This window comes from Arthrobacter sp. ZBG10, from assembly GCF_001238605.1.
Classification (GTDB): domain Bacteria; phylum Actinomycetota; class Actinomycetes; order Actinomycetales; family Micrococcaceae; genus Arthrobacter.
Window position 1 is genome coordinate 1 of sequence record NZ_LFQH01000021.1, and the last position, 24,154, is coordinate 24,154.

The 24,154-nt window shown below is 67.9% G+C and carries 21 protein-coding genes and 1 pseudogene; 8 read left to right on the forward strand and 14 right to left on the reverse strand.

Annotated features, from left to right (window positions below; genetic code table 11):
• Window positions 1-285, forward strand: a pseudogene (locus tag ACU18_RS19865) (hypothetical protein); the annotation flags it as partial.
• A 166-nt stretch (window positions 286-451) separates the two neighbouring features.
• Window positions 452-2,200: a pyruvate dehydrogenase gene (locus ACU18_RS05240; protein ID WP_050684480.1), complete on the forward strand. Its 1,749-nt coding sequence runs from the start codon at window positions 452-454 to the stop codon at window positions 2,198-2,200.
• A gap of 84 nt (window positions 2,201-2,284) precedes the next feature.
• On the opposite strand, the gene ACU18_RS05245 is transcribed toward ACU18_RS05240, so the two are convergent.
• On the reverse strand, window positions 2,285-3,139 hold the full coding sequence (locus ACU18_RS05245) for a hydroxymethylpyrimidine/phosphomethylpyrimidine kinase (RefSeq protein WP_050684481.1): 855 nt from the start codon (window positions 3,137-3,139) through the stop codon (window positions 2,285-2,287).
• 188 nt (window positions 3,140-3,327) lie between these two features.
• On the opposite strand from ACU18_RS05245, the gene ACU18_RS05250 reads away from it, so the two are divergent.
• On the forward strand, window positions 3,328-4,053 hold the full coding sequence (locus ACU18_RS05250) for a queuosine precursor transporter (RefSeq protein WP_082178195.1): 726 nt from the start codon (window positions 3,328-3,330) through the stop codon (window positions 4,051-4,053).
• 112 nt (window positions 4,054-4,165) lie between these two features.
• On the opposite strand, the gene ACU18_RS05255 is transcribed toward ACU18_RS05250, so the two are convergent.
• The 6 genes from ACU18_RS05255 to ACU18_RS05280 form a co-directional block, all read right to left on the reverse strand.
• Window positions 4,166-5,089, reverse strand: coding sequence for a type IV toxin-antitoxin system AbiEi family antitoxin domain-containing protein (locus tag ACU18_RS05255; RefSeq protein ID WP_050684482.1), 924 nt, complete (start codon window positions 5,087-5,089; stop codon window positions 4,166-4,168).
• A gap of 143 nt (window positions 5,090-5,232) precedes the next feature.
• Window positions 5,233-6,555: a tRNA guanosine(34) transglycosylase Tgt gene (gene tgt, locus ACU18_RS05260; RefSeq protein WP_050684483.1), complete on the reverse strand. Its 1,323-nt coding sequence runs from the start codon at window positions 6,553-6,555 to the stop codon at window positions 5,233-5,235.
• Between the two features lie 33 nt (window positions 6,556-6,588).
• On the reverse strand, window positions 6,589-7,314 hold the full coding sequence (locus tag ACU18_RS05265) for an SRPBCC family protein (protein WP_050684484.1): 726 nt from the start codon (window positions 7,312-7,314) through the stop codon (window positions 6,589-6,591).
• Between the two features lie 82 nt (window positions 7,315-7,396).
• Complete coding sequence (locus tag ACU18_RS05270; RefSeq protein ID WP_050684485.1) at window positions 7,397-8,395, reverse strand: DUF6707 family protein; 999 nt, start codon at window positions 8,393-8,395, stop codon at window positions 7,397-7,399.
• 88 nt (window positions 8,396-8,483) lie between these two features.
• A complete protein-coding gene (locus ACU18_RS05275; RefSeq protein WP_050684486.1) occupies window positions 8,484-9,023 on the reverse strand; it encodes an NUDIX hydrolase family protein in 540 nt (179 codons plus the stop codon).
• 9 nt (window positions 9,024-9,032) lie between these two features.
• Window positions 9,033-9,869, reverse strand: a complete 837-nt coding sequence (locus ACU18_RS05280) for a VOC family protein (protein WP_197273521.1) — start codon at window positions 9,867-9,869, stop codon at window positions 9,033-9,035.
• A 178-nt stretch (window positions 9,870-10,047) separates the two neighbouring features.
• Between ACU18_RS05280 and ACU18_RS05285 the strand changes: the two genes are divergently transcribed.
• The gene (locus ACU18_RS05285; protein ID WP_050684487.1) at window positions 10,048-10,647 is read left to right on the forward strand and encodes a YdeI/OmpD-associated family protein; all 600 of its coding nucleotides are present in this window, start codon (window positions 10,048-10,050) and stop codon (window positions 10,645-10,647) included.
• Window positions 10,648-10,662: 15 nt separating this feature from the next.
• Here the strand turns inward: ACU18_RS05285 and ACU18_RS05290 are convergent, their stop codons facing one another.
• From ACU18_RS05290 to ACU18_RS05305, 4 genes are all read right to left on the reverse strand, one after another.
• Entirely contained in the window at window positions 10,663-11,820 is a 1,158-nt protein-coding gene (locus ACU18_RS05290) for an ABC transporter ATP-binding protein (protein WP_082178196.1), read from the reverse strand.
• The gene (locus ACU18_RS05295; protein ID WP_197273522.1) at window positions 11,817-13,406 is read right to left on the reverse strand and encodes an ABC transporter permease; all 1,590 of its coding nucleotides are present in this window, start codon (window positions 13,404-13,406) and stop codon (window positions 11,817-11,819) included. Before ACU18_RS05295 ends, ACU18_RS05290 begins: the two co-directional genes overlap by 4 nt.
• A gap of 5 nt (window positions 13,407-13,411) precedes the next feature.
• On the reverse strand, window positions 13,412-14,467 hold the full coding sequence (locus ACU18_RS05300) for an iron ABC transporter substrate-binding protein (protein WP_050684488.1): 1,056 nt from the start codon (window positions 14,465-14,467) through the stop codon (window positions 13,412-13,414).
• Between the two features lie 166 nt (window positions 14,468-14,633).
• Window positions 14,634-15,983, reverse strand: coding sequence for a glycoside hydrolase family 76 protein (locus ACU18_RS05305; RefSeq protein WP_050684489.1), 1,350 nt, complete (start codon window positions 15,981-15,983; stop codon window positions 14,634-14,636).
• Between the two features lie 144 nt (window positions 15,984-16,127).
• Here ACU18_RS05305 and ACU18_RS05310 point away from each other — a divergent pair, with 144 nt between their 5' ends.
• Window positions 16,128-16,919: an SDR family NAD(P)-dependent oxidoreductase gene (locus ACU18_RS05310; protein WP_050684490.1), complete on the forward strand. Its 792-nt coding sequence runs from the start codon at window positions 16,128-16,130 to the stop codon at window positions 16,917-16,919.
• Window positions 16,916-18,139 carry an acyl-CoA dehydrogenase family protein gene (locus ACU18_RS05315; RefSeq protein WP_050684491.1) on the forward strand — a complete coding sequence of 408 codons (1,224 nt, stop codon included), beginning with the start codon at window positions 16,916-16,918 and terminating at the stop codon, window positions 18,137-18,139. Before ACU18_RS05310 ends, ACU18_RS05315 begins: the two co-directional genes overlap by 4 nt.
• A gap of 10 nt (window positions 18,140-18,149) precedes the next feature.
• On the opposite strand, the gene ACU18_RS05320 is transcribed toward ACU18_RS05315, so the two are convergent.
• Window positions 18,150-19,031 (reverse strand): DUF1684 domain-containing protein, encoded by an 882-nt coding sequence (locus tag ACU18_RS05320; protein WP_050684534.1) that lies wholly within the window; start codon window positions 19,029-19,031, stop codon window positions 18,150-18,152.
• Between the two features lie 225 nt (window positions 19,032-19,256).
• Here ACU18_RS05320 and ppc point away from each other — a divergent pair, with 225 nt between their 5' ends.
• Both ppc and ACU18_RS05330 read left to right on the forward strand, forming a co-directional pair.
• Window positions 19,257-22,067 carry a phosphoenolpyruvate carboxylase gene (gene ppc / locus ACU18_RS05325; RefSeq protein ID WP_050684492.1) on the forward strand — a complete coding sequence of 937 codons (2,811 nt, stop codon included), beginning with the start codon at window positions 19,257-19,259 and terminating at the stop codon, window positions 22,065-22,067.
• Between the two features lie 104 nt (window positions 22,068-22,171).
• The gene (locus ACU18_RS05330) at window positions 22,172-22,477 is read left to right on the forward strand and encodes a hypothetical protein (RefSeq protein ID WP_050684493.1); all 306 of its coding nucleotides are present in this window, start codon (window positions 22,172-22,174) and stop codon (window positions 22,475-22,477) included.
• 13 nt (window positions 22,478-22,490) lie between these two features.
• On the opposite strand, the gene ACU18_RS05335 is transcribed toward ACU18_RS05330, so the two are convergent.
• Complete coding sequence (locus ACU18_RS05335) at window positions 22,491-23,108, reverse strand: DedA family protein (protein ID WP_050684494.1); 618 nt, start codon at window positions 23,106-23,108, stop codon at window positions 22,491-22,493.
• Entirely contained in the window at window positions 23,089-24,066 is a 978-nt protein-coding gene (locus tag ACU18_RS05340) for an RluA family pseudouridine synthase (protein WP_050684495.1), read from the reverse strand. Before ACU18_RS05340 ends, ACU18_RS05335 begins: the two co-directional genes overlap by 20 nt.
• Window positions 24,067-24,154 lie beyond the last annotated feature (88 nt).

Sequence of the window (24,154 nt, forward strand, 5' to 3'; positions counted from 1 at the left end):
GCGGCTGTCGCGGTGGGAACCCTGTCAGGTCCGGTACCCACCATCTCGGGAACCAAAACCGTGGGAAGTACCCTGACCGCAGTTTCCGGGAGGTGGGGTCCGGCGCCGGTTACGCTGGCGTATCAGTGGTACCGCGGCAGCACTGCCATCACCGGCGCCACCGGACCGACTTACAAGCTGGTGGCAGCGGACAAGGGAGCTGCCATCAAAATACGCGTGACCGGCACCAAAACGGCCTACACTGCCCTGGCCCGCTACTCAGCGGCCACCGCACTGATCGGCTGATCCGCCTGTCCGGGGCCACCTGGAACGGCATTGCGGTAACCACCGGCCCCCTTTCCTATCCCGGGAAGGGGGCCGGTGGCGTTAAGGGGCCAACGGGAAAGTACCCAGCCTGGCGGACTATATTGGGCCTGTCAGCCCATCAATTCGATTGCGGGAGTGTGCACGCATGGCCAAGGAAATCGCCACCCAACTTATTGAACAGCTGCAGGCTGCCGGAGTGCAGCGGATTTACGGGATTGTGGGCGACAGCCTGAACCCCATCGTGGACGCTGTCCGCAAGACCGGGGGCGCCAGCCAGGGCGGCATCGACTGGGTCCATGTGCGGCATGAGGAGGCCGCCGCTTTCGCAGCCGCGGCCGAAGCGCAACTGACCGGCAAACTCGCCGTTTGCGCCGGCTCCTGCGGCCCCGGAAACCTGCACCTGATCAACGGCCTTTACGATGCCAACCGGTCCGGCGCGCCCGTCCTGGCCATCGCCTCGCACATCCCCAGCAAGCAGATCGGCAGCAGCTTCTTCCAGGAGACCCACCCGGACCGGCTGTTCAATGAATGCTCCGTCTACTCGGAACTGGTCAGCACCGCCGAACAGGCACCGCGCGTAATGCACAGCGCCATCCAGCATGCCATGGGCCTGGGCGGCGTCGCCGTCGTCACCTTGCCCGGTGACGTGGCCGGGCTCGAAGCCACCACCCCCACGCCGCTGCCGGCAACTTTCCGGCGGGCCAGCCTGGCGCCGGATCCGGCCAGTGTGCAGGAACTCGCGGATGCCATTAACGACGCCGTGAAAGTCGCCATTTTCGCCGGCGCGGGGGTTGAGGGGGCCCACAGCGAGCTGATCGCCCTTGCCGAGCGTGTGCATGCGCCCATCGGCCACTCACTCCGCGGCAAGGACTTTGTCCAGTACAACAACCCCTATGACATCGGCATGACCGGGCTGCTGGGCTACGGCGCTGCGGCAGAAGGCATCGACGACGCGGACCTGCTGGTCCTCCTGGGCACCGACTTTCCCTACGATCAGTTCCTGCCCGGTACCCGGACCGCGCAGGTGGACCGGGCAGCGCACAAAATAGGCCGCAGGACCGACGTCGACATCGCCGTGCACGGCGACGTGCTGCCCACCCTGGCTGCCCTCCTGCCACTCCTGAAGCAGAAGAAGAGCCGCCGCTTCCTGGACCAGATGCTGAAAAAGCACGACCGGCTGATGAACAAAGCCGTGGGTGCCTACACCCGGAAGGTGGAGAAAAAACAGCCCATCCACCCCGAATACGCGGCATCGCTCCTGGACCAGCTGGCCGCTGAGGACGCCATCTTCACGGCCGATACCGGCATGTGCAACGTGTGGACGGCCCGGTACATCAACCCGCTGGGCACCCGCCGGCTGATCGGTTCGTACCTGCACGGCTCCATGGCCAACGCCCTCCCGCACGCCATCGGCGCGCAGGCCGCGTTCCCAGGACGGCAGGTCGTCTCCGTATCCGGCGACGGCGGCCTCTCCATGCTGATGGGTGAACTCATCACTGTTGCGGCGCACAAACTGCCGGTCAAGGTGGTGGTGTTCAACAACTCCACCCTGGGCATGGTCAAGCTGGAGATGCTGGTGGACGGGCTGCCGGACTTCGGTGTGGACGTCCCCGATGCGAACTACGCAGAGGTTGCCCGGGCCCTGGGGTTCCACTCCGAACGGGTCACGGACCCGGCCCGGATCGAGTCCGCCTACCGCGAAGCCTTTGCCCACCCAGGCCCGGCGTTGGTGGAGCTCATCACCGATCCGAACGCGCTGTCCATCCCGCCAAAGATCTCCGGCTCGCAGGTGCTGGGCTTCGCCACCGCCATGTCCAAGGTGGTCCTGAACCGCGGCGCCGGGGAAGCGGTGAGCATGGCCCGCAGCAACCTTAGGAACATCCCGCGCCGCTAGGGCCTGCATTCCCTGGCCGAGGAGATACCAACGCCCCCGCACCGATGTGCGGGGGCGTTGGAGTTTCCAGCCGGTGCGGCCTGGTTAGCGTGCGCCGCCCTGCCAGAGCGCGTCGAACGGCGCTCCGGAGGCAACCCGGTTTTTGATGCCGGCCGTGACGAAGGCTTTGGCCGTCCGAGCCGCTGCCAGGGGCGAGGCACCCTTGGCGAGTTCAGCGGTGACAGCTGCGGCCAGGGAGCAGCCGGCGCCGGACACCGCCACCTCACCGACTTTGGGGGCGCTGAGCACTTCGAGGGTGGAGCCGTCGTAGAAGACATCCACGGCGTCCGCACCGGCCAGGCGCACTCCGCCCTTGGCCAGGACTGCTGCGCCGCTGATTTCGTGGATGCGGATGGCGGCGGCCTTGAGGGACTCGACGTCGGTGATCACCAGACCGGACAGCGACTCCGCCTCGAAATGGTTGGGCGTCACAAACGTGGCCAGCGGCAGGATATGGGCCTTCAGCGCCTGGTCGGTGTCAAGCGCGTGTCCCGGCTCCTGGCCCTTGCAGATCAGCACCGGGTCCAGCACCACATGGCGGAAAGCGTTGGCCTTCAAGGCGCCGGCAACCGTGGCGATGGTGGCCGGGCTGCCCAGCATGCCGATCTTCACGCTGTCCAGCACAGACGGCGCGCCCGACGCCGGGCCGTACGCCGCCGTCGTCGCCTCCAGCTGGTCAGCAATCACCTGCTGGTCCACGGGCACAAAGCGGTGGTTCCAGTTGTCCGTCGGATCGAAGGAGACAATGCAGGTCAGGTTGGCGATGCCGAAGACGCCCAGTTCCTGGAAGGTCTTCAGGTCCGCCTGCGCGCCGGCGCCGCCGGTGGCTTCGGACCCTGCGATGGTCAGGACAACTGCGGGGGCAGCGGGCTGTGCTGCGTCAGCGGAAACGGAAGTCATGGCACCATCCTGCCATCCGGCGTCGTCCGTTTTCCTTGTGTTTCTGAACAGGGCACTCCGGTAGTATGTGTTCACCGTTACAATGGGCGGCAGCCGGGCGCGGCCAATGGGAGAATTGGGCGACAGTGCTAATACAGCCGGCCCGCGAAGCATCCGCGACCGAGCGAACCACTTTGAACGGACCTCCCATGCCTTCTGCCCCGGGCCCTGACGCCCTCCCCACCCACGCGCGCGGCGCAGCCCCAGGCGAGGCGGCCAGGTTCGCTTCGATCGGCTCGCCGTACTTCGGGATCCTGCTCGCAGCCATGGCGGTCATCCTGATCCTGTCCAACATTGGCGCGTCCAAGGGCGTGGCATTCGGCCCCATCATCACCGACGCCGGCTTTTTCCTTTTTCCGCTGGCCTACATCCTGGGCGATGTGATCAGTGAGGTCTACGGCTTCAAAGTGGCCCGCAAAGCCATCCTCACCACTTTCGCGCTGTCCGTCTTCGCATCGTTGAGCTACTGGGTGATCATCGCGCTGCCGGGATTCGACGACGACTTCGGCGCGTCCAAGCAGGCTGCGCTGGAAGGCGCGCTGGGACCCGTCCCGCAGATTGTGCTGGCCTCGCTGCTGGCGTTCCTGGCCGGGCAGACCATCAACTCATGGATCCTGGTCCGGATGAAGGCCCGCTCCGGCGAGAAGTCGCTGTGGGCCCGGCTGATGGGCTCCTCCGGCGCCGGCGAGTTCGTGGACACCCTGATCTTCTGCAGCATCGCGGCCTCGGTCATCGGCATCACGGACTTCGGCATGTTTGTGAATTACGTGGTGGTGGGGTTTGTCTACAAGACCCTGGTGGAATTCCTGTTTGTGCCGGTCACCGCCGTGGTGATCGGCTGGATCAAGAAACGCGAGCCCAGCTACCCGGCCTAGGCCCATGTAACCCGAAACGCTGGAACGGTGCGGGGACGCTGTTCCGGGTCAGCGTCCCCACACCGTTCCAGTGATTTCGACGCCGGGAGGCCGACCGGGCACGGAAACAGGACTAGCGTCTTAGGGCTGTGAGCACGCGTTGTTTGAACTCCTGCTCCCGGAACAGGTCCTTCCATTCCACCCGGACAAAGAACCAGCCGTCCTCGGTGAGCGCCTTTTCGCGGCGCCGCTCCTGGAACAGGACTTCGGCAGTGGGCTTGTAGTCGAAGTACTTGACCTTTCCGTCGAATTCGAGGGCCACTTTCTTGTCCTTCCAGGCGAAATCGAGCCGGTGCCAGCCCGCGCGGCTCCGGACCTCCACCTGGGCCTCGGGTTTGGGGAGCTGCAGGCGGGTGATGAGTTCGCGGGTCAGCGTTTCCCCGGCCGACTCGGCGCTGGCATCTGCGTTGGCCAAAGCCGCCCGGAGGTTGCGTATCCCGCGCTGCCCTGCCAGCCCGTCCGCCGCTGCCTGCATGAGGGAGGTATCCGCGCCGAGCCGCAGCGCGTTGTCCATAATGATCAGCGACTGGCGGTAGCTAAGCATCAAGGCGCAGTCCACCGTTGTGCGCTCAAGGGTGGTAACGCGGAGCGTGGCCCGGGTTATGACCTCTGCGTCCGAATACGGCCGGGTGTGGCCACGGATGTCCTTGCCGAGGCGCTCACAGGACGGCCGCACCCGGAACAGCAGGTGGATCAGGTCGTCAACATCCCAAAGGAAAAGGCCATGGAGCCTTGCAGCCGAGGTGTGGCTGTACACGAAGCCGCCAGTCGACGTCGTCAACGTCCCGTAAGCATGGGCATGGATCAGCTGCACACTGCGAAGCGAAGCGGACTGCTTCTCCCATAGAGCGCCCCGGATATAGCAGCCGTACCGGAGCCGGACCAGTCCGCCGCTGCTGACGAGCTGGCGTACGGCCCGGGAGTTCAGTCCCGCGGCCCGCAGCTGGCCGGTCCGCCAAAGGTTGCCTGCTGCGGGGAGCGGCGGGAGCTGTGTCATCCACCCAGCTTCGGATGGGCTCCGCGCGTGGGCCAGGTTCCGCCGTCGTTATGTGGAAAACAACCGGGACGCTGGAACGGTGCGGGGACGCTGTCCCGGTTCGGCGTCCCCGCACCGTTCCGGCGATTCCGACGGCGTCGGGCTCAGGAGTAGTACTGCCCCAGCGTCTCGGCTTTGAAGTCGAAGAAGGTGCCGGCCTCGATGGCCAGCCTGGCGTCGTCCACCATCTTCACCACAAAGCGCTCGTTGTGGATGGAGATCAGGGTTGCGGAGATCATTTCCTTGGCCTTGAACAGGTGGTGGATGTACGCGCGGGAGTAGTTGACGCAGGTGTAGCAGTCGCAGCCGTCCTGCAGCGGGCCGAAGTCGCGTTTGTATTTTGCGCCGGAGAGGTTGAACCGGCCCTGCGGTGTGTAGAAGGCGGAGTTGCGGGCCACCCGGGTGGGGGAGACGCAGTCAAAGGTGTCCGCGCCGTTCTCGATGGCCGTGAAGATGTCGTCCGGCTCGGAGATCCCCAGCAGGTGCCGTGGTTTGTCCTCCGGCAGCTCCTCATTGCACCAGCGGACAATCGTGCCCAGGTTCTCCTTCTCCAGCGCCCCGCCGATGCCGAATCCGTCAAAGGGCATGGCGCCCAGGTCGCGGCAGGCCTGGCGGCGGAGGTCCTCGTACTGCGCGCCCTGGATGACGCCGAACAGCGCCTGGTACGGTTTCCCGACGCGGGTGGAGGTGAGCCGGAAGTGCTCCTCGATGCAGCGCAGCGCCCACAGCCGGGTGCGTTCCAGCGACTCCACCTGGTAGCCACGGGAGTTCTGCAGGGTGGTGAGCTCGTCGAAGGCGAACATGATGTCCGCCCCGATCCGGTGCTGGACCTGCATGGAGATTTCCGGGGAGAACCGGTGCCGGTCGCCGTTGAGGTGGCTCTTGAACCAGACGCCGTCGTCGTCGATATGGGCGAGGCGTTCCTTGCCGGGCGCCACGGCGTCGTCAGGTCCGGAGGAATCAACGGACTTCATGTCGATGACCTTCTTGAAGCCAGAGCCCAGGCTCATGACCTGGAACCCGCCGGAATCGGTGAACGTGGGGCCGGGCCAGTTCATAAACGCGCCGAGGCCGCCCGCTTCGTCCAGGATGTCAGCGCCCGGTTGCAGGTAAAGGTGGTAGGCATTGGCCAGGAGCGCCTGCGCCCCAAGGTCCGCCATGGATTCGGGCAGGACGGCTTTGACCGTCGCCTTGGTTCCGACGGCGATGAACGCCGGCGTGCGGATCCCACCGTGCGGGGTGGAGATGCTGCCGGTGCGGCCCAGGAATTCACCGCCGTTTTCCGAGACCTGGGCGCCGGAAGGACTGCAGGAGTCCGACAGCCGGGTACCCACTTGGAAGCCGAACTCGGCCTGGACGGCAGGCTGCCCGGCCGTACCGTCAGTGGCGGCTTGCTGGGACGGGGCAGGGGCGGGGTTGGCTGGCACCGTACCAGTGTGCCAGCATTCCCCGCCGCTCCGTCAGCTGGCCGGTTCCGATGTGGGGTAGTTCTCAGCGCGCCAGTTGTCCCACCCCGTACGGATCGACTCCAGCCGGTGGGCGCCCAGCCCGTACGTTGAGGCAATCACCAGGGACCCGCCGTCGGGCCGGATGTCCTCGATGACCGGCTGGTCCGTGACCACCAGGAGGCCCTCGCCGTGGTCGGCGTAGTCATGGACCGTGAGCCCCACCTGGTGGTTGGACCGGTACCAGACCTTCCCGGAGATCTCCTCGCCGGTTCCCAGCGTGAGCCGGTAGTCCCCGCCCGGCGCCGGGACGTCGGCCAGGCCCAGCTTTTCGATGGCGGAGCCCGGACCGCCCGGGAGGTTCAGGAACAGTGTGTGGCGGGAGCCGCGGGGGTGGCGCTCCAGCACAAACCGGAGCTGCTCGAGGAACGTGAGCCAGCCCTGGGTGATGTCCTCATCCCAGGCAGCCCATTCGGAGTTGTGGTCCAGCGCGGCGCGGGTCACGCTGACCCGGGTCCCCGTGGGCACGGGGTGGAGCTCAAAGACGTCCCCGCCGTGAACAGTGAGGCTGGTGTGGTCCGGTGCTTCCTGCACGTCGTCGGAGAAGTAGATCTCCTTGATTTCGGCGTCCAGGTCCTCGGCCTGCCAGCCGTGCCACTGGGCAACCTTGGCGGGTTCGCGCAGCATGGTCCAGACCTGCGGCGCGTCGGCGTTGATCACTACGCTCAGATTGTTGGTCATGCCCCGAATGTACAACTCCCGCCCCGTCCCGGGTAGGGGGCAGTTGCCGGCCGGCGCTGTCCCGCGCCGGCCGGGTGGATTCTCAGGCGCGGACGGCCTCAAGTTCGTTGCTGATGCGCCGCTTAAGTTCGCTGCCGCCGATGGTTTCCGAACCGCCGTGCGCGCGCAGGAACAGCAGTGATTCGAGCCGCAGCAGCCGCCATTCCCGTTCGGCGTCGTGGTTGGAATTGTCGATGGCCCGGAAAATTTCCTTGTCGTACAGGTTGGGCTCATTGAGCGAACGCTGCCGCACCTTGGCCGCCATCCGGGCCTTGAACGGGTCGGTTTCCTGGTTCTCGGGAGTCCGGATCAGCTGCTCGTAGACGGCGGCCCGGCGGTCCTGGCCATCCTGCCGGCAGATGTAGCTGGCCAGGGCGAGGGCCGCTTCCACGGACGTCCAACGGCCGGGGTTGCCGTCAAAAGGCAGGACCGTGATGAGGTCCGCGACGAGGAGCGCGTTCTCGGCGTCCTTCAGGGCCACAAACAGTTCCTGGGCGAGGTCGCTGAGGTCCTTCAGGCAGCTGCCCGACTTGAAGTTCACGCCCTTGGCCAGCCGGTCCGCCAGCAGCATCACGCCGATGGCATCCGGGTGCGCCTCCGCCGCGGCTTCCACAACGGACTCCGGGGTGCCGGCGGCGGTGGGGATCAGGGCGAGTTCCTCGTCGCTGGGTCCCTTGAAGGCCGGTGGTACGGGCGGCAGCGGGGGAACCACGACGGCGGGCGCCGCTGCGGCGGGCGCAGCAGTTCCGGCGGGCTGCTGCTGCCGTGCTTCAGCTGGTTGTCCGGCCGCCTCGGGAAGGTGGGTGACGGCGTCGGCATGCTGGTCCACCACGGTGACTGTGGTGCCCACGGCGATGCGCAGGGTGCCGCCGCCGGAAAGGCTGGCGAGGACCAGGGCGGGCGCCCCGAAATCGTCGCGCTCCACCTCGATCTGATGGATTTCTGCGGTCCCCCGGCCGTCCGGCAGCAGGATGTGGTGTCCGCTGCCCAGAGATCCAGCCTGCTGTTCGCTGTGGCGCCGTGCGGCTGGTGTTTCGGTCATGGAAGTCCTTAAATTCTTGTGCGGTCCGCCCAACAGTCTACAAAGGCGGGCACCGGAAATCGGGGACCCGGCGGGTGGGGTGCGGGTGTCAGTAGCCCACGCCGGCGAAGGCCAGGGCCTGCCGGATGAGCCCGCCGCGGCCGCCGACGAACTCCAGCTGCACGCCGGGGCTGAGGACCTCGTCCGGGGTCATCCAGGTCAGTTCCAGGGCGTCCTGCCTCGGTTCGCACTCGCCCGTGACCGGGATGACGTACGCCAGGGACACCGCGTGTTGGCGTTCGTCGGTGAACCCCGTCTGCGACGGTGCGGGGAAGTATTCGGCCACGGTGAAGGGCACCGGGCTGATGGGCAGCTGCGGGAAGGCCAGCGGACCGAGGTCCTTTTCCATGTGCCGGAGCAGGGCGGCGCGGATGGTTTCGCGGTAGATGACGCGGCCCGATACAAGCGACCGGACCATGGTGCCGTCCTCGTCCGCTTGCAGGAGGGTCCCCACCTCGTTGACGAAGCCCAGCGGGTCCAGCCGAACGGGCACCGCCTCGACGTACACCATGGGCAGCCGCCCGCGGGCCTCAAAAAGGTCTTCTTCGGAAAGCCAGCCGGGATTCGGGTCAGGTGTGCGCACGTTCATGGTTAAGTTCTACCCCATGGGAGGGCGCCGGGTGATCCACAGCTCTCCGGGGGCAGGGGTGGCGGTTCCGTCGACGGCGCCGCCCGCCGTACTTTCGCCGGCCCCTTGTCCGGCTGTAGCATCCGTCCCGGGCGCGGCGTTCCCACCGGCGCCAGGCACGGTGCCCTTCCCGGTGCCAGGCCCGGCGTCCGGGTGTGGAACCCGCAGGAGGCTGCCCGGTCCGTCCGGTCCCTGGCCGGCCAGGGCAGCGGCGAAGCCGGCGGCCTGGAGCCGCCCGCACAGGGCGGCCAGGTCGCCGTCGTACTCAAAACCAAGGCCGGAGCGGGCCGGGCCGTGTCCCTGCCTGACCAGGATGACGCCGCCGTTTTTGGCCGTGAACGCAGAGGCGTCGGCGGCGGCATGACCGGTCCTGGGCCGGGCACCGATCCAGCCCAGGGTCCGGGCCGCTGCGGATGGGTCTTCCGTGAACCAGAGTCCCACAACGGCCAGAGCCGGATCCGCGCCCACTGTGGGTACGGCAGGGTTGGCGGTCGCCGCCAGGAAGGAAAAGCCGTCCGGGGCGCTGATGCCGCAGCTGGCGCCGTCGCCGGACATTACTGCCGGGATCCGGCCGTCGCCCTGGGCGTCGAGGTTGGTGCGGCGGGCAAACTCGGCCAGGACGCGCACCTCGAAGCCGAGCTCAGCCCGCCCGGCCAGGCCGGGGAGGGCAGGCTGCAGCGAGATCCTGCCGGATCCTGCGTCGAACGTGCGGCCGTTACCCGTGGCGGGGACCATGCCCAGGGCAACGAGCAACCGTTGCCACTCCAGGAGCCTGGCGGTGTGCTGAAAGGGCCGGACGCGGAGCATGGCGGATCCTTGGGGTGCTGGCGGATGGTGACGGGACGCCGTGCCCGGCTGGGCGGTGGGCCGGAGACCGGGCGGCAAAGCTCCCGGTGCCCCCAGCCATCCTGTCACGGGCGGGACGTGGCTGCGGCGGGTGGCGTTGATGGTGTCGCAGCGATGGTCTGCACGGCAGAATGGTGCCATGGCGATCGAACTCGAGGAACTGCTGGTGCCGGACGCTGCCGCCTGGCGGTCCTGGCTCGAGGCGAACCACGCTGACAGTCCCGGGGTGTGGCTGGTCCTGCACAAAAAGGGCGGGACGGTGACTGGGATCAACTACGCCGCGGCGTTGGATGAAGCCCTGTGTTTCGGCTGGATTGACGGCCAGGCCAGGAAGCGTGACGCCGAAAGTTCGTTCCAGCGGATGACACCCCGCGGCCGCCGCAGCGTCTGGTCCGCCCGGAACGTCACCTACGTGGCCCGGCTGGAGGAGGAAGGCAAAATGACCGGCGCAGGCAGGGCCGCCGTCGACGCCGCCAAAGCGGACGGCCGCTGGGCCGCTGCCTATGCCGGGCAGGCAACCGCGGAAGTTCCGGCTGACCTGGCCGCTGCGATCGCCGCCGTTCCCGCCGCCCAGGCCATGTTTGACGTCCTCACCAGGTCCAACCGGTTTGCCCTGATCAACCGCACCAACAGCGTTAAACTGGCCGCCACCCGCGAGCGGAAGATCGCTGGTTTTGTGGAGATGCTGGCCCGGAGCGAAGCGCCGTACCCGCAGAAGAAGCGCCCCGGCGACGCCTGAACGGCGCCCGGTCGCTTACGTGTCGGCCGGAAACGCGACGCCCTCGCCCACAACGCGCAGGCACAGTTCCATGCCGGGCCGGGCAATGGACGCGTTCCAGTGCCGGATGGTGATGACTTCGCCGCCGCCGGGATACCGGTGGTCGGACGTGCCTGCGAGCTCCGGCGGGACGGCCAGTTTCAGCCGGACGGTGGTTTCTGGGCCGAAGTAGTCGGTATCCACCACAACGCCGCGGATGGGACCGTCCTCGGCGATGCGGATCTGTTCCGGCCGCAGCATCAGCTGTACCCGGCCCTGGGCCGGCGGCCTGCGGACGGGGATCCCGCCGAGCGAGCAGGTGGCCAGGGAGCCTTCCAGCCAGGCGTCGAGGATCACGGCGTCGCCCAGGAACTCGGCGGTGGCCCGGTCTGCGGGCCGGGTGTAGACCACAAACGGGTTCCCGATCTGCGCCAGTTTCCCGCCGCGCATCACCGCCACCTGGTCGGCGAAGGACAGGGCCTCGGCCTGGTCGTGGGTGACCAGGATGGTGGTGACGCCGGCGTCGCCCAGCACCTTGGCCACGGCCCGGCGGGTGGCCACCCGGAGGCCCGCGTCCAGCGCGGAGAACGGTTCGTCCAGGAGCATCAGGCTGGGTTCGCGGGCCAGCGCCCGGGCCAGGGCAACTCGCTGCTGCTGGCCGCCGGAAAGCTGGTGCGGGCGCCGTTTGGCCATGGCCGGGTCCAGGGAAACCATCTCCAGGAGGTCGCTGACCCTTCCGGCCACCGCGGTCCGGCCGCCCTGCAGGCGGGCCGGGTCAAGGCCGAACGCCACGTTCCGGCCCACGCTGAGGTGCGGGAAGAGCGCACCATCCTGTGCCACGTAGCCCACGTGCCGTTTGTGCGCGGGAATCCAGACCCCGTCGCCGGCAACCTGGCTGCCGGCCAGCGTGATGCTGCCGGTGGCGGGGTGTTCGAAGCCGGCGATCAACCGCAGCAAAGTGGTCTTGCCGGATCCTGAGGGTCCCACAATCGCGGTGGTGCCGCCCCGGGCCACCGATAGGTTGACGCCCTTCAGGACCGCCTGGAACCCGAAGTTTTTGGTCACGTCCGACACCACCAGGTGGCTGTTGGTGCTGGATGCGACGGACGATGCGATCCGCGGTTCCGGCAACCGGGAGGGGGCTTGTTCTGTCACTGTCCGGCTACTTTCTTGGACTGCTGGAAGAGCAGGTAGGTCATCGGGGCGGAGAGCAGGATCATCAGCAGCGCGTAGGGGGCGGCGCCGGCGTAATCGATTTCGCTGCTTTTGCTCCAGAATTCGGTGGCGAGCGTCCGCGTGCCGTTGGGCGAGAGCAGGAGGGTTGCCGTGAGCTCGTTGGTGATGGCCAGGAACACCAGTGCGGCTCCACCGGCGGCGGCAGGGGCCATCAGCCGCAGCGTGACCTGGACAAAGGCCGTCAGCGGCGGCTTTCCCAGGGCCTGCGCCGCCTCATCCAGTTCCTTGGGGGCCTGGGCCAGTCCGGCGCGGAGGTTAACCAGCGCGCGGGGCAGGAACAGCAGGACGTAAGCCGCCACCAGCACCCCGGCGCTTTGGTACACGCCCGGCACCAGCCGGATGCTGACGGTGACGAAGGCCAGCCCCACCACAATGCCGGGCAAGGAACTGGTGATGTAGTTGGAAAGCTCCAGGGTCTTGCTGAACCAGCCCGGGTGCCGCACCGCGAGATAGGCCATGGGGAAGGCCACCACAATCGTGGCCGCGGCGCCGGCCAGGCCGTAGCCCAGCGTGGCAGCAAGGGCCGGAACAAATTCCGCGGCGGCCCAGACGGCCGGGCCGCCGGCCGCCACCCAGCGCAGCACCAGGAACAGCGGCAGGCCGAACGCCAGCACCGTCAGCGCCAGCAGGAAAAGCTGGGCCGGCAGCTGGTACCCGCGCAGCGGCAGGCGCAGGGCCCGCGCCTGGGCACCGGGACCAATCCGCGCGTAGCGGGCTGATCCCCGGGTCCGGACCTCCGCGAGCAGCAGGAGCAGGCAAAAGAACACCAGGACGCTGGCCAGCATGTTGCCGGCTGCACCGTTGAAGGTGGACTGGAACTGGACCATGATGGCGGTGGTGAACGTGTCGAACCGGATCATGGCGAACGCGCCGTATTCAGCCAGCAGGTGCAGGGCAACCAGCAGCCCGCCGCCAGTGAGGGCGATCCGCAGCTGGGGCAGAACCACCCGGAAGAAGGTGCGCCAGGCGCCCAGCCCCAGGGACGCCGCCGACTGTTCGATCGCCGGGTCCAGGCGGCTCAGCGCCGCAGCGGCCGGGATGTACACCAGCGGAAAGTAGGAGAGCGTGGCGATCAGGACGCCCGAGCCCAGGCCGGCCAGGGACGGGACGGCAGACACCCACGCGTAGCTGTTGACAAACGCCGGGATGGCCAGCGGCGCTGCCAGGAGCACCGCCCACGTCCTGCGCCCGCGCAGCGCCGTGCGCTCCACCAGCCAGGCGCCCGCCACCCCCAGCACCAGGCAGAGCGGAACGGTGATCACGGTCAGCAGGACGGTGTTCAGCAGCAGCTCGGCCACGCGGGGCCTGAAGATGAGCCCGACGGCGGTGTCCCACCCGGTTGCCACGCTCATGTAAAGCACGTACCCCAGCGGCACCAGGGAGAAAAGCGCAATCAGGACCGCCAGCACGGACACCGCGGAAACGCCGAAAGGCGGGCGGGGGCTGCTGCCCCGGCCCGCCGCCGTCGTGCGTCCCTTGGGGGAGGCCGAAAGTCCGGGTGTCACGGAAATTAGAGGAGTCCGGCCCCGGTCATCAGTTCGGTGACCTTTTCGGAGTTGAGCTTGGCCGGATCAACGGTGGGTGCCTGCAGGTCCGTGAGGGGGACCAGCTTCTCGTTGGCCGGGATGTCGGAGGCGATGGCGTACTCGAAGGAGGTGCCGTCCTTGAGGACTTCCTGGCCCTTTGCCCCGGTGACGAACTTCAGGAACGCCTGTGCCGCTGCGGCGTTCTTCGCGGTCTTCAACACGCCGCCGCCCGAAACGGAGACAAACGCGCCCGGGTCCTGGTTCTTGAAGTAGTACGGCGTGACGTTTTTGGAGTTTTCGCCGGTCTTGGCCTGGTCGCCGTAGTAGTAGTAGTGGTAGATCAGGGCAGCGTCCACTTCGCCGGCATTGACGGCTTTCATGGCTGTGCTGTTGCCCTTGTACGCGGTGAAGTTTTCCTTCATACCGGCCAGCCACTCCTTGGTGGCGTCCTCGCCCTTGAGCTCAAGGAGGGCTGAGACGATGGCCTGGAAGTCAGCGCCGGTGGGCGACGCTGCCCACTTGCCCTTCCACTCCGGCTTGGCCAGGTCCAGCATGGACTTGGGCAGCTGGTCCGCGGACAGCTTGTTCTGGTCATAAACCAGCACGGTGGAGCGCGCGGCAATGCCGGTCCACTTGCCGGTGGAGGGCCGGAATTCTTCGGGGACCTGCTCCTGGGTTGCTTTGTCCACGTCGGCGAAGAGGCCTGCGTTCTCCACCTGCGCCATGGCCGGGGAGTTTTCGGTGAGGAAAACGTCCGCCGGTGAGGCCTGGCCTTCCTGGACGATCTGGTTGGACAGCTCGGTGTCCGAGCCCTGCCGCAGGGTGACCTTGACGCCGGTTTCGGCGGTGAAGGCATCCACCCATTCCTGGGTCAGGCTCTCGTGCTGGGCGTTGTAGACCGTGATTTCGCCGGAGACCGGCTGGCCGGCGGCCGACGAGCCGGACGTGGTGGGGGCGGAACTGCCGCCGCAGGCGGACAGGCCGAGGGCTGCGGTGGCGGCAAGTGCGATGCCGGCCAGCGCGCGGGTGCGGATCTTCATGGCGGAACTGCTTTCTGGGGTAAGGCGGGGGAGCTGCCTATGGGCCGGGGATGCCCACCTGAGGAACTTTAGGCCAGCCAATCCTAACCAACAGTCGCGAAAACGGTTAAAGTGATGAGGCTCACACGTATTTGCCGGAGTGTTGCGCGCAGCCGCGGCCGCCGGCTCAGCTCCCCGCAGCCACGTCCGCCGCTGCCGCCAGGACCATCCAGGCCTGCAGTTGCGTGGAAAGTTCGACGGCGGTGCCCGGGGGATACGTCCCGGCTGCCGGTTGCGCGGCATGTTGGGAGAAGACGCTGGCGCCCGGGTGCCCGGCCGCGTCGTGGCCTGCTGCGCCGTTGCCTGCTGTGCTGTGGCCTGCTGCGCCGCGGCCCGGCACCGCGCTGCGGCCGGCCCAGAACGCGGCCGCAGTGTCGGTGACGAGCCGGGCTGCGGTGGTCCGGGCTTCCCCGGGCAGCCTGCCGTCCGTGGCTGCGAGGGCCAGGTAGCGGCACAGGATTCCGGTGAAGAGCCCGGCGTCGCCCGCTCCGTCGCACCGCAGCACTTTCGTCCCGTGGTTCGCGTCCGGCCCGCTGGGTGCGGCCGGAGCGCGGGTCAGCACCCGGTCCACGGCGGCTATCAGGACGGCCGCGCGGGCCAGGTTCGCGGTGCCGCCCAATTCCAGCAAGGCACCGAGGATGGGGCCCTGGTTGTAGGTGTAGATGTTCCGCTCCACCTGCACCGCACCGTCCGCACCCCGGCGGGCGCCGTCCAGGTACAGGCTCTGGCCGGCGTCGAAAAGGGTGCCGTCCAGCCAGTCCACCAGCCCCTGGGCTTTGGCGGGCTGGCCGGTCCTGGCGTAGAAGAGTGCCACGGGGGCCGTGGCAGGGGTGTTTTTGAAGTCCCGCTGCTTGCTCCAGAAGACGCCGCCGCCCAGGTCGTCGCTGCAGGCGGCATCAAACTGCCGGGACAGGGACTTCCGCACCCCGGCGTAACGTCGCCGCCCCGGCTTGCCGGTGTCTTCTGCCAGCCGGGCCAGCCTGAGGGTGGCCAGGGCCAGCCAGGCCATGTCGTCGTAGTAGTTGTTGACGAACGTAAAAGTGTTGCGGAGCCGGATGCCGCGGAGCAGCCGGGAGGCGAGCCTTCCGGCGCTGGCGTGGTCCGGGCCGTTGAAGCGGGCCGCAGGGGTGGCGCCGTCCGCCAACTCCTGGCGGCCGGCGTCCACCAGGCAGTCAAGGTAGTGGGCCTGCCACCAGTAGTGCCAGGGGTCCAGCAGGCTGCCGCGGAGGCGGCGCGCGGGGCCGGACAAGCCACGCCACAGGGCGCCGGAGCCGGGTCCTGCGCCCTGGCCGGGCCCGCCGTCCTGGGATGCAGCTCCGTCCGTATCCCTTGAATCGGGCAGGCCGGACCAGCTGACCGCGGCGAGGTGCGTGCCCGGAAGGTGCAGCAGCCGCCGGCCGAACAGCGCGGTGACGGAACGGGCCGCATGCGTGGCGCGCTGGTTCCAGTCCGGCAAGGCATCGTCCGCTGTGGTCATGGACTCCAGCTTAGGCGTGGGCTTGGCGCCGCGGGCAGACCGGCACCGGTGCGGGTGGTGCACGCGGCGGCAATTTCAGTTAACATTCACTAACTGATGAACCGCTGTCCTTCCGCGGTCCGCAGCACGCATCAAGGAGGATGTATGGACGTCAACGGCTCTGTTGCCCTGATTACCGGGGGCGCTTCCGGGCTGGGGGCCGCCACCGCCCGCCAGCTCTTCCGGGCAGGCGCCTCCGTGGTGCTGGTGGACCTTCCCTCCTCCGCGGGGGCCGCGTTTGCTGCGGAACTTGCCGGTACCGCCGAAGGCCAGTCCGCAGTCTTTGTCCCCGCTGACGTGACGGACGCGGCCCAGGTGCAGGCCGCCGTCGACACCGCCGTGGGACTGGGCCCGCTCCGGATCGTGGTCAACTGTGCCGGGATCGCCACCCCCGGAAAGGTGCTGGGGCGAACGGGGGTCCTCCCGCTGGCGGACTTCAACCGCGTCATCCAGGTCAACCTGATCGGCACATTCAACGTGCTCCGCCTGGCCGCCGCGGCCATGGTGGAAACCGAACCGGCGGAAACTCCGCTGGGTGGGCCGGAGCGTGGCGTTATCATCAACACTGCTTCGGTGGCCGCGTTCGACGGCCAGATCGGCCAGCCCGCCTACGCCGCCTCGAAGGGTGCTGTGGCGGCCATGACGCTGCCGCTGGCCCGGGAGCTGGCACGCTCGCTGGTCCGTGTGGTCACCATTGCCCCCGGCATCTTCGAAACACCCATGATGGCAGGGTTGCCGCAGGAGGCGCAGGATTCCCTCGGGGCGCAGGTTCCGCACCCTTCCCGGCTGGGTAAACCGGATGAGTACGCCAAGCTGGTGGCCCATATTGTGGACAACGCCATGCTCAACGGCGAAACCATCCGCCTGGACGGCGCCATCCGGATGGCACCGAAGTGACCGGCCCGGCCCCCGAACTGCCCACGGCAGACTTTTTCGGCTACGAATCACAGCTCAGCCGGCCCGAGCAGGCCAAGCTGGCCGAACTTCGGGATTTCCTGGCCGCGGAAATCGCCCCCTACGCGGGGGACTGGTGGAACAAGGCGGAATTCCCGGCGCATATCCTGCCCAAACTCGCAGCACTGGAGCTCAGCACGCCTGCCCAGCGGGGCTACAGCCACCTCTTCGCCGGGTTGGTCATCGCCGAGATGACCCGCGTGGACACGTCCATCGCCACGTTTTTCCTGGTCCACCACGACCTCTTTGTGGAATCCCTGTACTCCTTCGGCTCGGCGGAACAAAAGGAACGCTTCCTGGCGGCCGCGTCGGAACTGCGCATCACCGGGGCCTTCGCCCTGACCGAACCACAGCACGGTTCGGATGTGGCCGGTGGCATGGAAACCCGGGCCCGGCGGGTCCCGGCGCAGCCCGGGACAGGGGCGGGAACCCTGCAGGGAGCGGCCGGCGGCGGCGACACGTGGGTGCTCAACGGCGCCAAGCGCTGGATCGGCAACGGAACGTTCTGCGACTACATGCTGGTGTGGGCGCGGGATGAAGCCGACGGGGCTGTGCGCGGCTTTATTGTGGACGCCACCCTGCCGGGTGTCAGCCGCACCCGGATCGAGAACAAAATCGCCCTCCGCACCGTGCAGAACGCCGACATCGTGTTCCGGGACGTCCAGGTGGCGGAAGCTGACCGGTTTGCCGGCATCAACTCCTTCGAGGACACCAAGGAACTGCTGCGCGGGTCACGCATCATGGTGGCCTGGCAGGCCGTGGGCCAGCAGCTGGCGGCCTTCGACGTGGCCCGGCAATACGCGGTGGACCGACACCAGTTCGGCCGGCCGCTGGCACAGTTCCAGCTGATCCAGCAGCAGCTGGTCACCATGCTGGGCAACGCCGTGGCCAGCATGGCCATGATGGCCGGTCTGGCCCGGCTGCAGGACGACGGCGCCGCGGACATGGCGCGGGTGGCCCTGGCCAAGTCCTACCTCAGTGCCCGGATGCGCGAAACCGTGGCGATGGGCCGGTCCATCCTCGGCGGTAACGGCATCGTCACGGACTACCGCATGGCCCGGATCTTTTCCGACGCCGAGGCCATCTACACCTACGAGGGCTCCTTCGAGATCAATACCCTGATTGTGGGCCGCGCGGTGACGGGGATGTCCGCCATCGCCTGAGGCGCTGGCCTTAGGCTTCCCGGTCCTGGCCTTCCGGTTCGGCTGCGGCCGGTGCCGTGTCGGGCGGGAACGGCAGTTTCTCGCCGGCCTCCACCCGGACGTCGAGGCTGTTGTTGCGGACGGGCATGGGGCAGGTGCCGTACGGGCTGAAGGCGCTGGGGTAGTTGATGGCCCGGTTGAAGTCCAGGACCACGGTGGCTGTGCCATCAGCCCCGGGCCGTGGCCGGGGTGCGGACAGTTTCCGCCAGTCGTCCGTGGTGTCGCCGTTGGTGCCGTCGTGGAACGTCAGGGTGAGCGCCCCAAGCTGTTCCTCTTCAGCCTGCAGCCGGAACTCGTGGCCGCTTCCCGGAACCCGGAACACCACCTCGCCGGCAGTCCGGTGCACCCCGTCCACCAGCGGGTTGGCGGTGGCGATCGGCACATCCACTGGCTCGGGGTAGGGGTGGTAGGTCGCGGTGATTTCCCAGGCCTGGTTGTAGGCGTAGGTGGGAACGCCGCGGAAGCCGGTGAAAACCGGGGAGGCCGCGTCCCTGGTGCGGATGGCGTACTTCCCTGCCCGTTTCGCCAGCTCCACCACCACCTGGTCCCCGTTAGCGCCCCCGGACCTTACCCACAGGAGGGATTCCTCGTCGTCGAGCGTTGCCCTGATGGTCCCCGCCACCGGTTCACCGGAATCCACCAGCGACAGCCCGTCGGCGGGCACCGCGGTGAGTTCCGCCGTCGTGCCGTCCGCTGACCACAATCCCGGGGCCAGGTCGACGGCGGCGGGGGAGTCCGCCAGCCACTGGAAGGATGTCAGGGTGAGCCAGCCGTGCGGGGCCGCGAGGGCTGTGTCGCGGTTGGCGCGGAAACGCTGCCAGCGTTCCAGTTTGGCGGCGGGGGTGGTGGCCATGGTTCCTTCCGATGGTGCCTGCCACGGTACAACGGTGGCAGGCGGGGTTTTCATCCCGCCGGGAACCCGGCATCCCGGGCTGCGGGGTCCTATTGGAAGCGACACTATCTGAGACGGATTGCCACGTCCCGCCGCGCTGCGGGTAGCATCTATAGGCAGTAACGTGGCTCACAGTATCCAGCGCAGTGTACGAGCCAAGTCCGAACCCTCGAAAGATACGCTTCCATGGCTCACACTGCAGCACATCCCGAATCCGATCTTGCCTCCGAACTCAGGGCAGACGTCCGCCGGGTGTCCACCCTCCTGGGCGAATCGCTGGTCCGCCAGCACGGCCCCGAGCTCCTCGACCTCGTGGAGCAGGTCCGCCTGCTGACCAAGGAATCCAAGGAAGCGGCCCGCGGCGGAGCCGACGCCACCGGCCCGTGGAGCGCCCATGACGTGGTGGCCCAGGTCCGCGAACTCCTGGGCTCGCTGCCCATTGAGCAGGCCACCGACCTGGTGCGCGCCTTCGCGTTCTACTTCCACCTGGCCAACGCCGCCGAGCAGGTCCACCGCGTCCGCGGCCTCCGGACTCGGGCGGAAAAGGACGGCTGGCTCGCCAAGGCCGTCAATGACATCGCCGGCCAGGCCGGTCCGGAGGTACTGCAGGACGTGGTGAACGGGCTGGATGTCCGCCCCATCTTCACCGCCCACCCCACCGAAGCGTCCCGGCGCTCGGTCCTGGACAAGATCCGCAAGCTGTCGGACGTGCTGGCCGAGCACACCACCGAGGGCACCACGGCACGCCGGCGGCAGGACCGCCAACTGGCAGAGGTGATCGACCAGATGTGGCAGACCGATGAGCTCCGCCAGGTCCGGCCCACCCCCGTGGACGAAGCCCGCAACGCCATCTATTACCTGGGCAGCATCCTGACGGACGCCATGCCCGAAATGCTGACCGAATTCTCGGAGCTGCTGGGCGAGCACGGCGTCAGCCTTGCCGCCAAGGACGCCCCCATCCGCTTCGGCTCCTGGATTGGCGGTGACCGGGACGGCAACCCCAACGTCACCGCCGGGGTGACCCGGGAAATCCTCCAGATCCAGAACCAGCATGCGGTCCGGATCAGCATCGGCATGATCGACGAGCTGATCTCCATCCTTTCCAACTCCACGGCGCTGGCCGGGGCGGACAAGGAACTCCTGGATTCCATCGACGCGGACCTCGCGAAGCTGCCCGGCCTGGACAAGCGGGTCCTGGAACTGAACGCCCAGGAGCCTTACCGGCTCAAGCTGACCTGCATCAAAGCCAAGCTGATAAACACCGGCAAGCGGGTTGCGGCCGGGTCGAACCACGAACACGGCCGGGACTACAGCGGTACCGACGAGCTCCTGGCGGACCTTGACCTGCTGGAACTCTCGCTCCGGAACCACTCGGCCACCCTTGCCGCTGACGGTGCCCTGGCCCGCGTCCGCCGCGCCATTGCCTCCTTCGGCCTGCACCTGGCCACCTTGGACATCCGCGAACACGCAGACCACCACCACGACGCCGTGGGCCAGCTGATGGACCGGCTGGGCGGGCCCGGGGTCCGGTACGCCGAACTGAGCCGCGAAGAGCGGTTCGAGGTGCTCGGCTCCGAGCTGGCGTCCCGCCGGCCGCTGTCGGGTCACCCGATCAAGCTCGACGGCGCCGCCGACGGGACCTACGACGTCTTCCGCGAGGTCCGTCGCGCGCTGAAGACCTACGGGCCCGACGTCATCGAGACCTACATCATCTCCATGACCCGGGGCGCTGACGATGTCCTGGCCGCCGCAGTCCTGGCCCGGGAAGCCGGCCTGGTGAACCTTTTCGGGGAGAATCCGTACGCCAAGATCGGCTTCGCCCCGCTGCTGGAGACCGTTGAGGAACTGCGGGCCTCCGCCGAGATCATCGACCAGCTGCTCTCCGTCCCCTCCTACCGCGACCTGGTGCGGCTGCGCGGCGACGTGCAGGAAGTCATGCTGGGCTACTCGGACTCCAACAAGGAATCCGGCGTCATGACCAGCCAGTGGGAGATCCACAAGACCCAGCGGAAGCTGCGCGACATTGCCGCCAAGCACGGGGTGCGGGTCCGCCTGTTCCACGGCCGCGGCGGATCAGTGGGCCGCGGCGGCGGGCCCACCTATGATGCCATCCTGGCCCAGCCCAACGGCGTCCTGGAAGGCGAAATCAAGTTCACCGAACAGGGTGAGGTCATCGCGGACAAGTACTCCCTGCCCGAGCTGGCCCGGGAAAACCTGGAACTGTCCCTCGCCGCGGTGCTCCAGGGTTCGGCCCTGCACCGGGATCCCCGGACGTCCGCCGGGCAACGCGAACGCTACGGCCAGGTGATGGAAACCGTCTCCGACGCAGCGTTCGAACGGTACCGGAAGCTTGTGGACCACCCGGACCTGCCCGCCTACTTCATGGCCTCCACCCCCGTGGAGCAGCTGGGTTCCCTGAACATCGGCTCCCGCCCGTCCAAGCGGCCCGACTCCGGCGCCGGCCTGGGTGGCCTCCGCGCCATCCCGTGGGTGTTCGGCTGGACCCAGTCCCGGCAGATTGTGCCCGGCTGGTTCGGGGTGGGCTCCGGCCTCAAAGCTGCCCGGGAGGCAGGAAATGCCGGGCACCTGGTGGAAATGATGGAGCACTGGCACTTCTTCCGTTCAGTGCTGTCGAACGTGGAGATGACCCTGGCCAAGACGGACCTGGACATCGCCGGCTACTACGTGGCCACCCTGGTTCCGGAAGAGCTGCACCACATCTTCCGCACCATCCGGGAGGAATACGAGCTCACGGTGGCCGAGATCCAGATCCTCACCGGCGAGCACCTGCTCCTGGACGCCCAGCCCACGCTCAAGCGCTCCCTCGAGATCCGGGACCAGTACCTGGACCCCATCAGCTACCTGCAGGTGGAACTGCTGCGCCGAGTCCGGGCCGAAGCCGGCACCATCAGCGGCGCGGAAATCGACGAACGCCTCCAGCGGGCCATGCTCATCACCGTCAACGGTGTTGCAGCGGGCCTGCGCAACACGGGCTAACGCTAACCCCCCACCCCTCCCGTTGCGCTATCACCCATGGTCCCCATCCGGGTCGGATAGGGACCGTAGGTGATAGCGCAACGGGGGTTGGATAGGGTTGGGGCATGCCTTCCTTCCAGACCCGCCTCAAGATCACCGGGCTCCGGCCAGGGAACCCGCCGGAGTCCGTGATGGACGCCGCCGTGGAGGCGCTGGGCACCCGCCACCACGTGGAATCGCACCAGCTGCAATTGGCCGGAGGCGTTCCGCAGCTGCACCTGCGGTTCCTGGTGGAGCCCACCGAATACAGCGGCGAGAACCAGCAGGCGCTGCAGTCGGCCGCCATGATGCGCGACGCCGTCGAACGCGTGGCGCTGACCGGTGCGCTGCTGGTGCTCCGGCGCAACCGCGGCCGCTGGGCGCCCGTCTGACGCGCCGCCCGGATCAGGCCAGGGGGCCGGTTTCCTCCACGGGGGAGCGGTCGCCGCGCCGCCGGGTCACAATGATGCCGACGACGGCGCCGATCACCAGGCCCAGCGCTACACCGATCAGCGAACTTGCCCAGAACGGCAGGCGCGTGGCCGAACCCGTGAAATAGCCCAGGCCCACCAGCCAGAACGCCCACACGATGGCGCCCAGGCCTGCGCACAGGCTGAAGCCCCGCAGCGACACGTTGGCGATGCCTGCCGCCGCGCACGTGGCCAGCCTGCCGCCAGGGAGGAACCTGGCGCCGATGATGGTGCCGTAGGTGGAGGACCGGCCGGCTTTCGCCAGGCCCTGGTGGATGCCGCGGTGGACCTTCCGGCCCCACTTCCAGCGGTCCAGGATGTGGCTGAGCCGCTGGCGGAACAGCTGGAACACCACCATGTCGCCCACCCAGGATGCCAGGGCGGACAGGGCGGTAATCAGGAAGAAGTTGGCGCGGCCGTCAGCCGAGAGGGCACCGGCGGTGATCACCACCATCTCGGAAGGGATGGGCGGGAAGATGGCGTCGCCAAGCACCGCGGGGATGATCCAGAAGTAGATCGCCGCCCCCCAGCTGTCAGCGCTGCCGAAGTCCATTGCCACAAGGTACCGCACTTTGGCGGACTGCCTCGCTGAGTTCGCGGCCGCTGCGGTATTCCACGGCTTTGGCGGTGATGGGATCCACGAACCTGATGCCGCGGGCCAGGAGCTGCAGGGGCCGGGAGTAGTCATCCGGCGCCTTGTCCAGCAGGTCAGGGTAGAAGGAGTCGTTCACGATGCCCAGTCCCAGTGAGGCCATATGGACCCGGAGTTGGTGGGTCTTTCCGGTGTGCGGCTCGAGCCGGTATCTGGCCAGCGGCGCACTTCCGGGGGTGCCGCCGTCGAACGTTTCCAGCTTTTCGATGCGGGTTTCGGCGTTCGGTTCGCCGTCAACAACCTCGGCCAGGAGGTAGCTGCGGGACTTGGTCATCCGGTTGCGGACCACCACGGGAAAGTCGACGGCAGGATGGCCCGGCGCCGGCTGGGCCGCGGACACACACTCGTAGTCTTTCTGCACCTGCCGCTTTTCGAAGAGGACCTGGTATTTGCCGCGGGTGTCCGGGTTGGTGGAAAAGAGCAGCACGCCGGCGGTCATCCGGTCCAGCCGGTGCATGGGGATCAGGTCCGGCAGGTCCAGCTGGTTCCGCAGGCGCACCAGCGCCGACTCCTGGATGTAGGTGCCGCCGGGGGTGGTGGGGAGGAAATGCGGCTTGTCCACCACCAGCAGGTGCCCATCCTGGTGCAGGATGTCCAGCTCCACAGGAATCCGGGTCTCCGGCGGGAGCGTGCGGTAGTACCAGATGAAGGTGTGGTCCCGAAGCGGCGTGGTCCGGTCCAGCGGAACGCCCCCCTCGCCGACGATTTCGCCGGCGTCGAACCTGTCCTCGATGCCCTGCGGGTCGATGTGGCCCCACCGGTGCATCATGTAGTCCATGGCGGTCTCCCACGGGCCCCCGTCCGGGAGGCGCAGGCGGGTCGCGTTGACGCCGTCGCGCACGGGGAGGGGGGATTGCATCACCTGTCCATTCTACCGGCGGGCCAGGCCGTTACCGAACAGAAAAAAGTTCTTGACAATAAAAGTTGTCGGAAGGCATGCTGGAACC

What these genes read in the sequence shown, in the direction of transcription:
- ACU18_RS05300 (WP_050684488.1), bottom strand. Translation starts at nt 14,467, where the DNA reads ATGAAGATCCGCACCCGCGCGCTGGCCGGCATCGCACTTGCCGCCACC.
- ACU18_RS05285 (WP_050684487.1), top strand. Translation starts at nt 10,048, where the DNA reads ATGGCGATCGAACTCGAGGAACTGCTGGTGCCGGACGCTGCCGCCTGG.
- ACU18_RS05305 (WP_050684489.1), bottom strand. Translation starts at nt 15,983, where the DNA reads ATGACCACAGCGGACGATGCCTTGCCGGACTGGAACCAGCGCGCCACG.
- ACU18_RS05265 (WP_050684484.1), bottom strand. Translation starts at nt 7,314, where the DNA reads ATGACCAACAATCTGAGCGTAGTGATCAACGCCGACGCGCCGCAGGTC.
- ACU18_RS05320 (WP_050684534.1), bottom strand. Translation starts at nt 19,031, where the DNA reads ATGGCCACCACCCCCGCCGCCAAACTGGAACGCTGGCAGCGTTTCCGC.
- ACU18_RS05245 (WP_050684481.1), bottom strand. Translation starts at nt 3,139, where the DNA reads ATGACTTCCGTTTCCGCTGACGCAGCACAGCCCGCTGCCCCCGCAGTT.
- ACU18_RS05255 (WP_050684482.1), bottom strand. Translation starts at nt 5,089, where the DNA reads ATGACACAGCTCCCGCCGCTCCCCGCAGCAGGCAACCTTTGGCGGACC.
- ACU18_RS05250 (WP_082178195.1), top strand. Translation starts at nt 3,328, where the DNA reads ATGCCTTCTGCCCCGGGCCCTGACGCCCTCCCCACCCACGCGCGCGGC.
- ACU18_RS05340 (WP_050684495.1), bottom strand. Translation starts at nt 24,066, where the DNA reads ATGCAATCCCCCCTCCCCGTGCGCGACGGCGTCAACGCGACCCGCCTG.
- ACU18_RS05270 (WP_050684485.1), bottom strand. Translation starts at nt 8,395, where the DNA reads ATGACCGAAACACCAGCCGCACGGCGCCACAGCGAACAGCAGGCTGGA.
- ACU18_RS05310 (WP_050684490.1), top strand. Translation starts at nt 16,128, where the DNA reads ATGGACGTCAACGGCTCTGTTGCCCTGATTACCGGGGGCGCTTCCGGG.
- ACU18_RS05330 (WP_050684493.1), top strand. Translation starts at nt 22,172, where the DNA reads ATGCCTTCCTTCCAGACCCGCCTCAAGATCACCGGGCTCCGGCCAGGG.
- ACU18_RS05275 (WP_050684486.1), bottom strand. Translation starts at nt 9,023, where the DNA reads ATGAACGTGCGCACACCTGACCCGAATCCCGGCTGGCTTTCCGAAGAA.
- ppc (WP_050684492.1), top strand. Translation starts at nt 19,257, where the DNA reads ATGGCTCACACTGCAGCACATCCCGAATCCGATCTTGCCTCCGAACTC.
- ACU18_RS05280 (WP_197273521.1), bottom strand. Translation starts at nt 9,869, where the DNA reads ATGCTCCGCGTCCGGCCCTTTCAGCACACCGCCAGGCTCCTGGAGTGG.
- ACU18_RS05335 (WP_050684494.1), bottom strand. Translation starts at nt 23,108, where the DNA reads ATGGACTTCGGCAGCGCTGACAGCTGGGGGGCGGCGATCTACTTCTGG.
- ACU18_RS05240 (WP_050684480.1), top strand. Translation starts at nt 452, where the DNA reads ATGGCCAAGGAAATCGCCACCCAACTTATTGAACAGCTGCAGGCTGCC.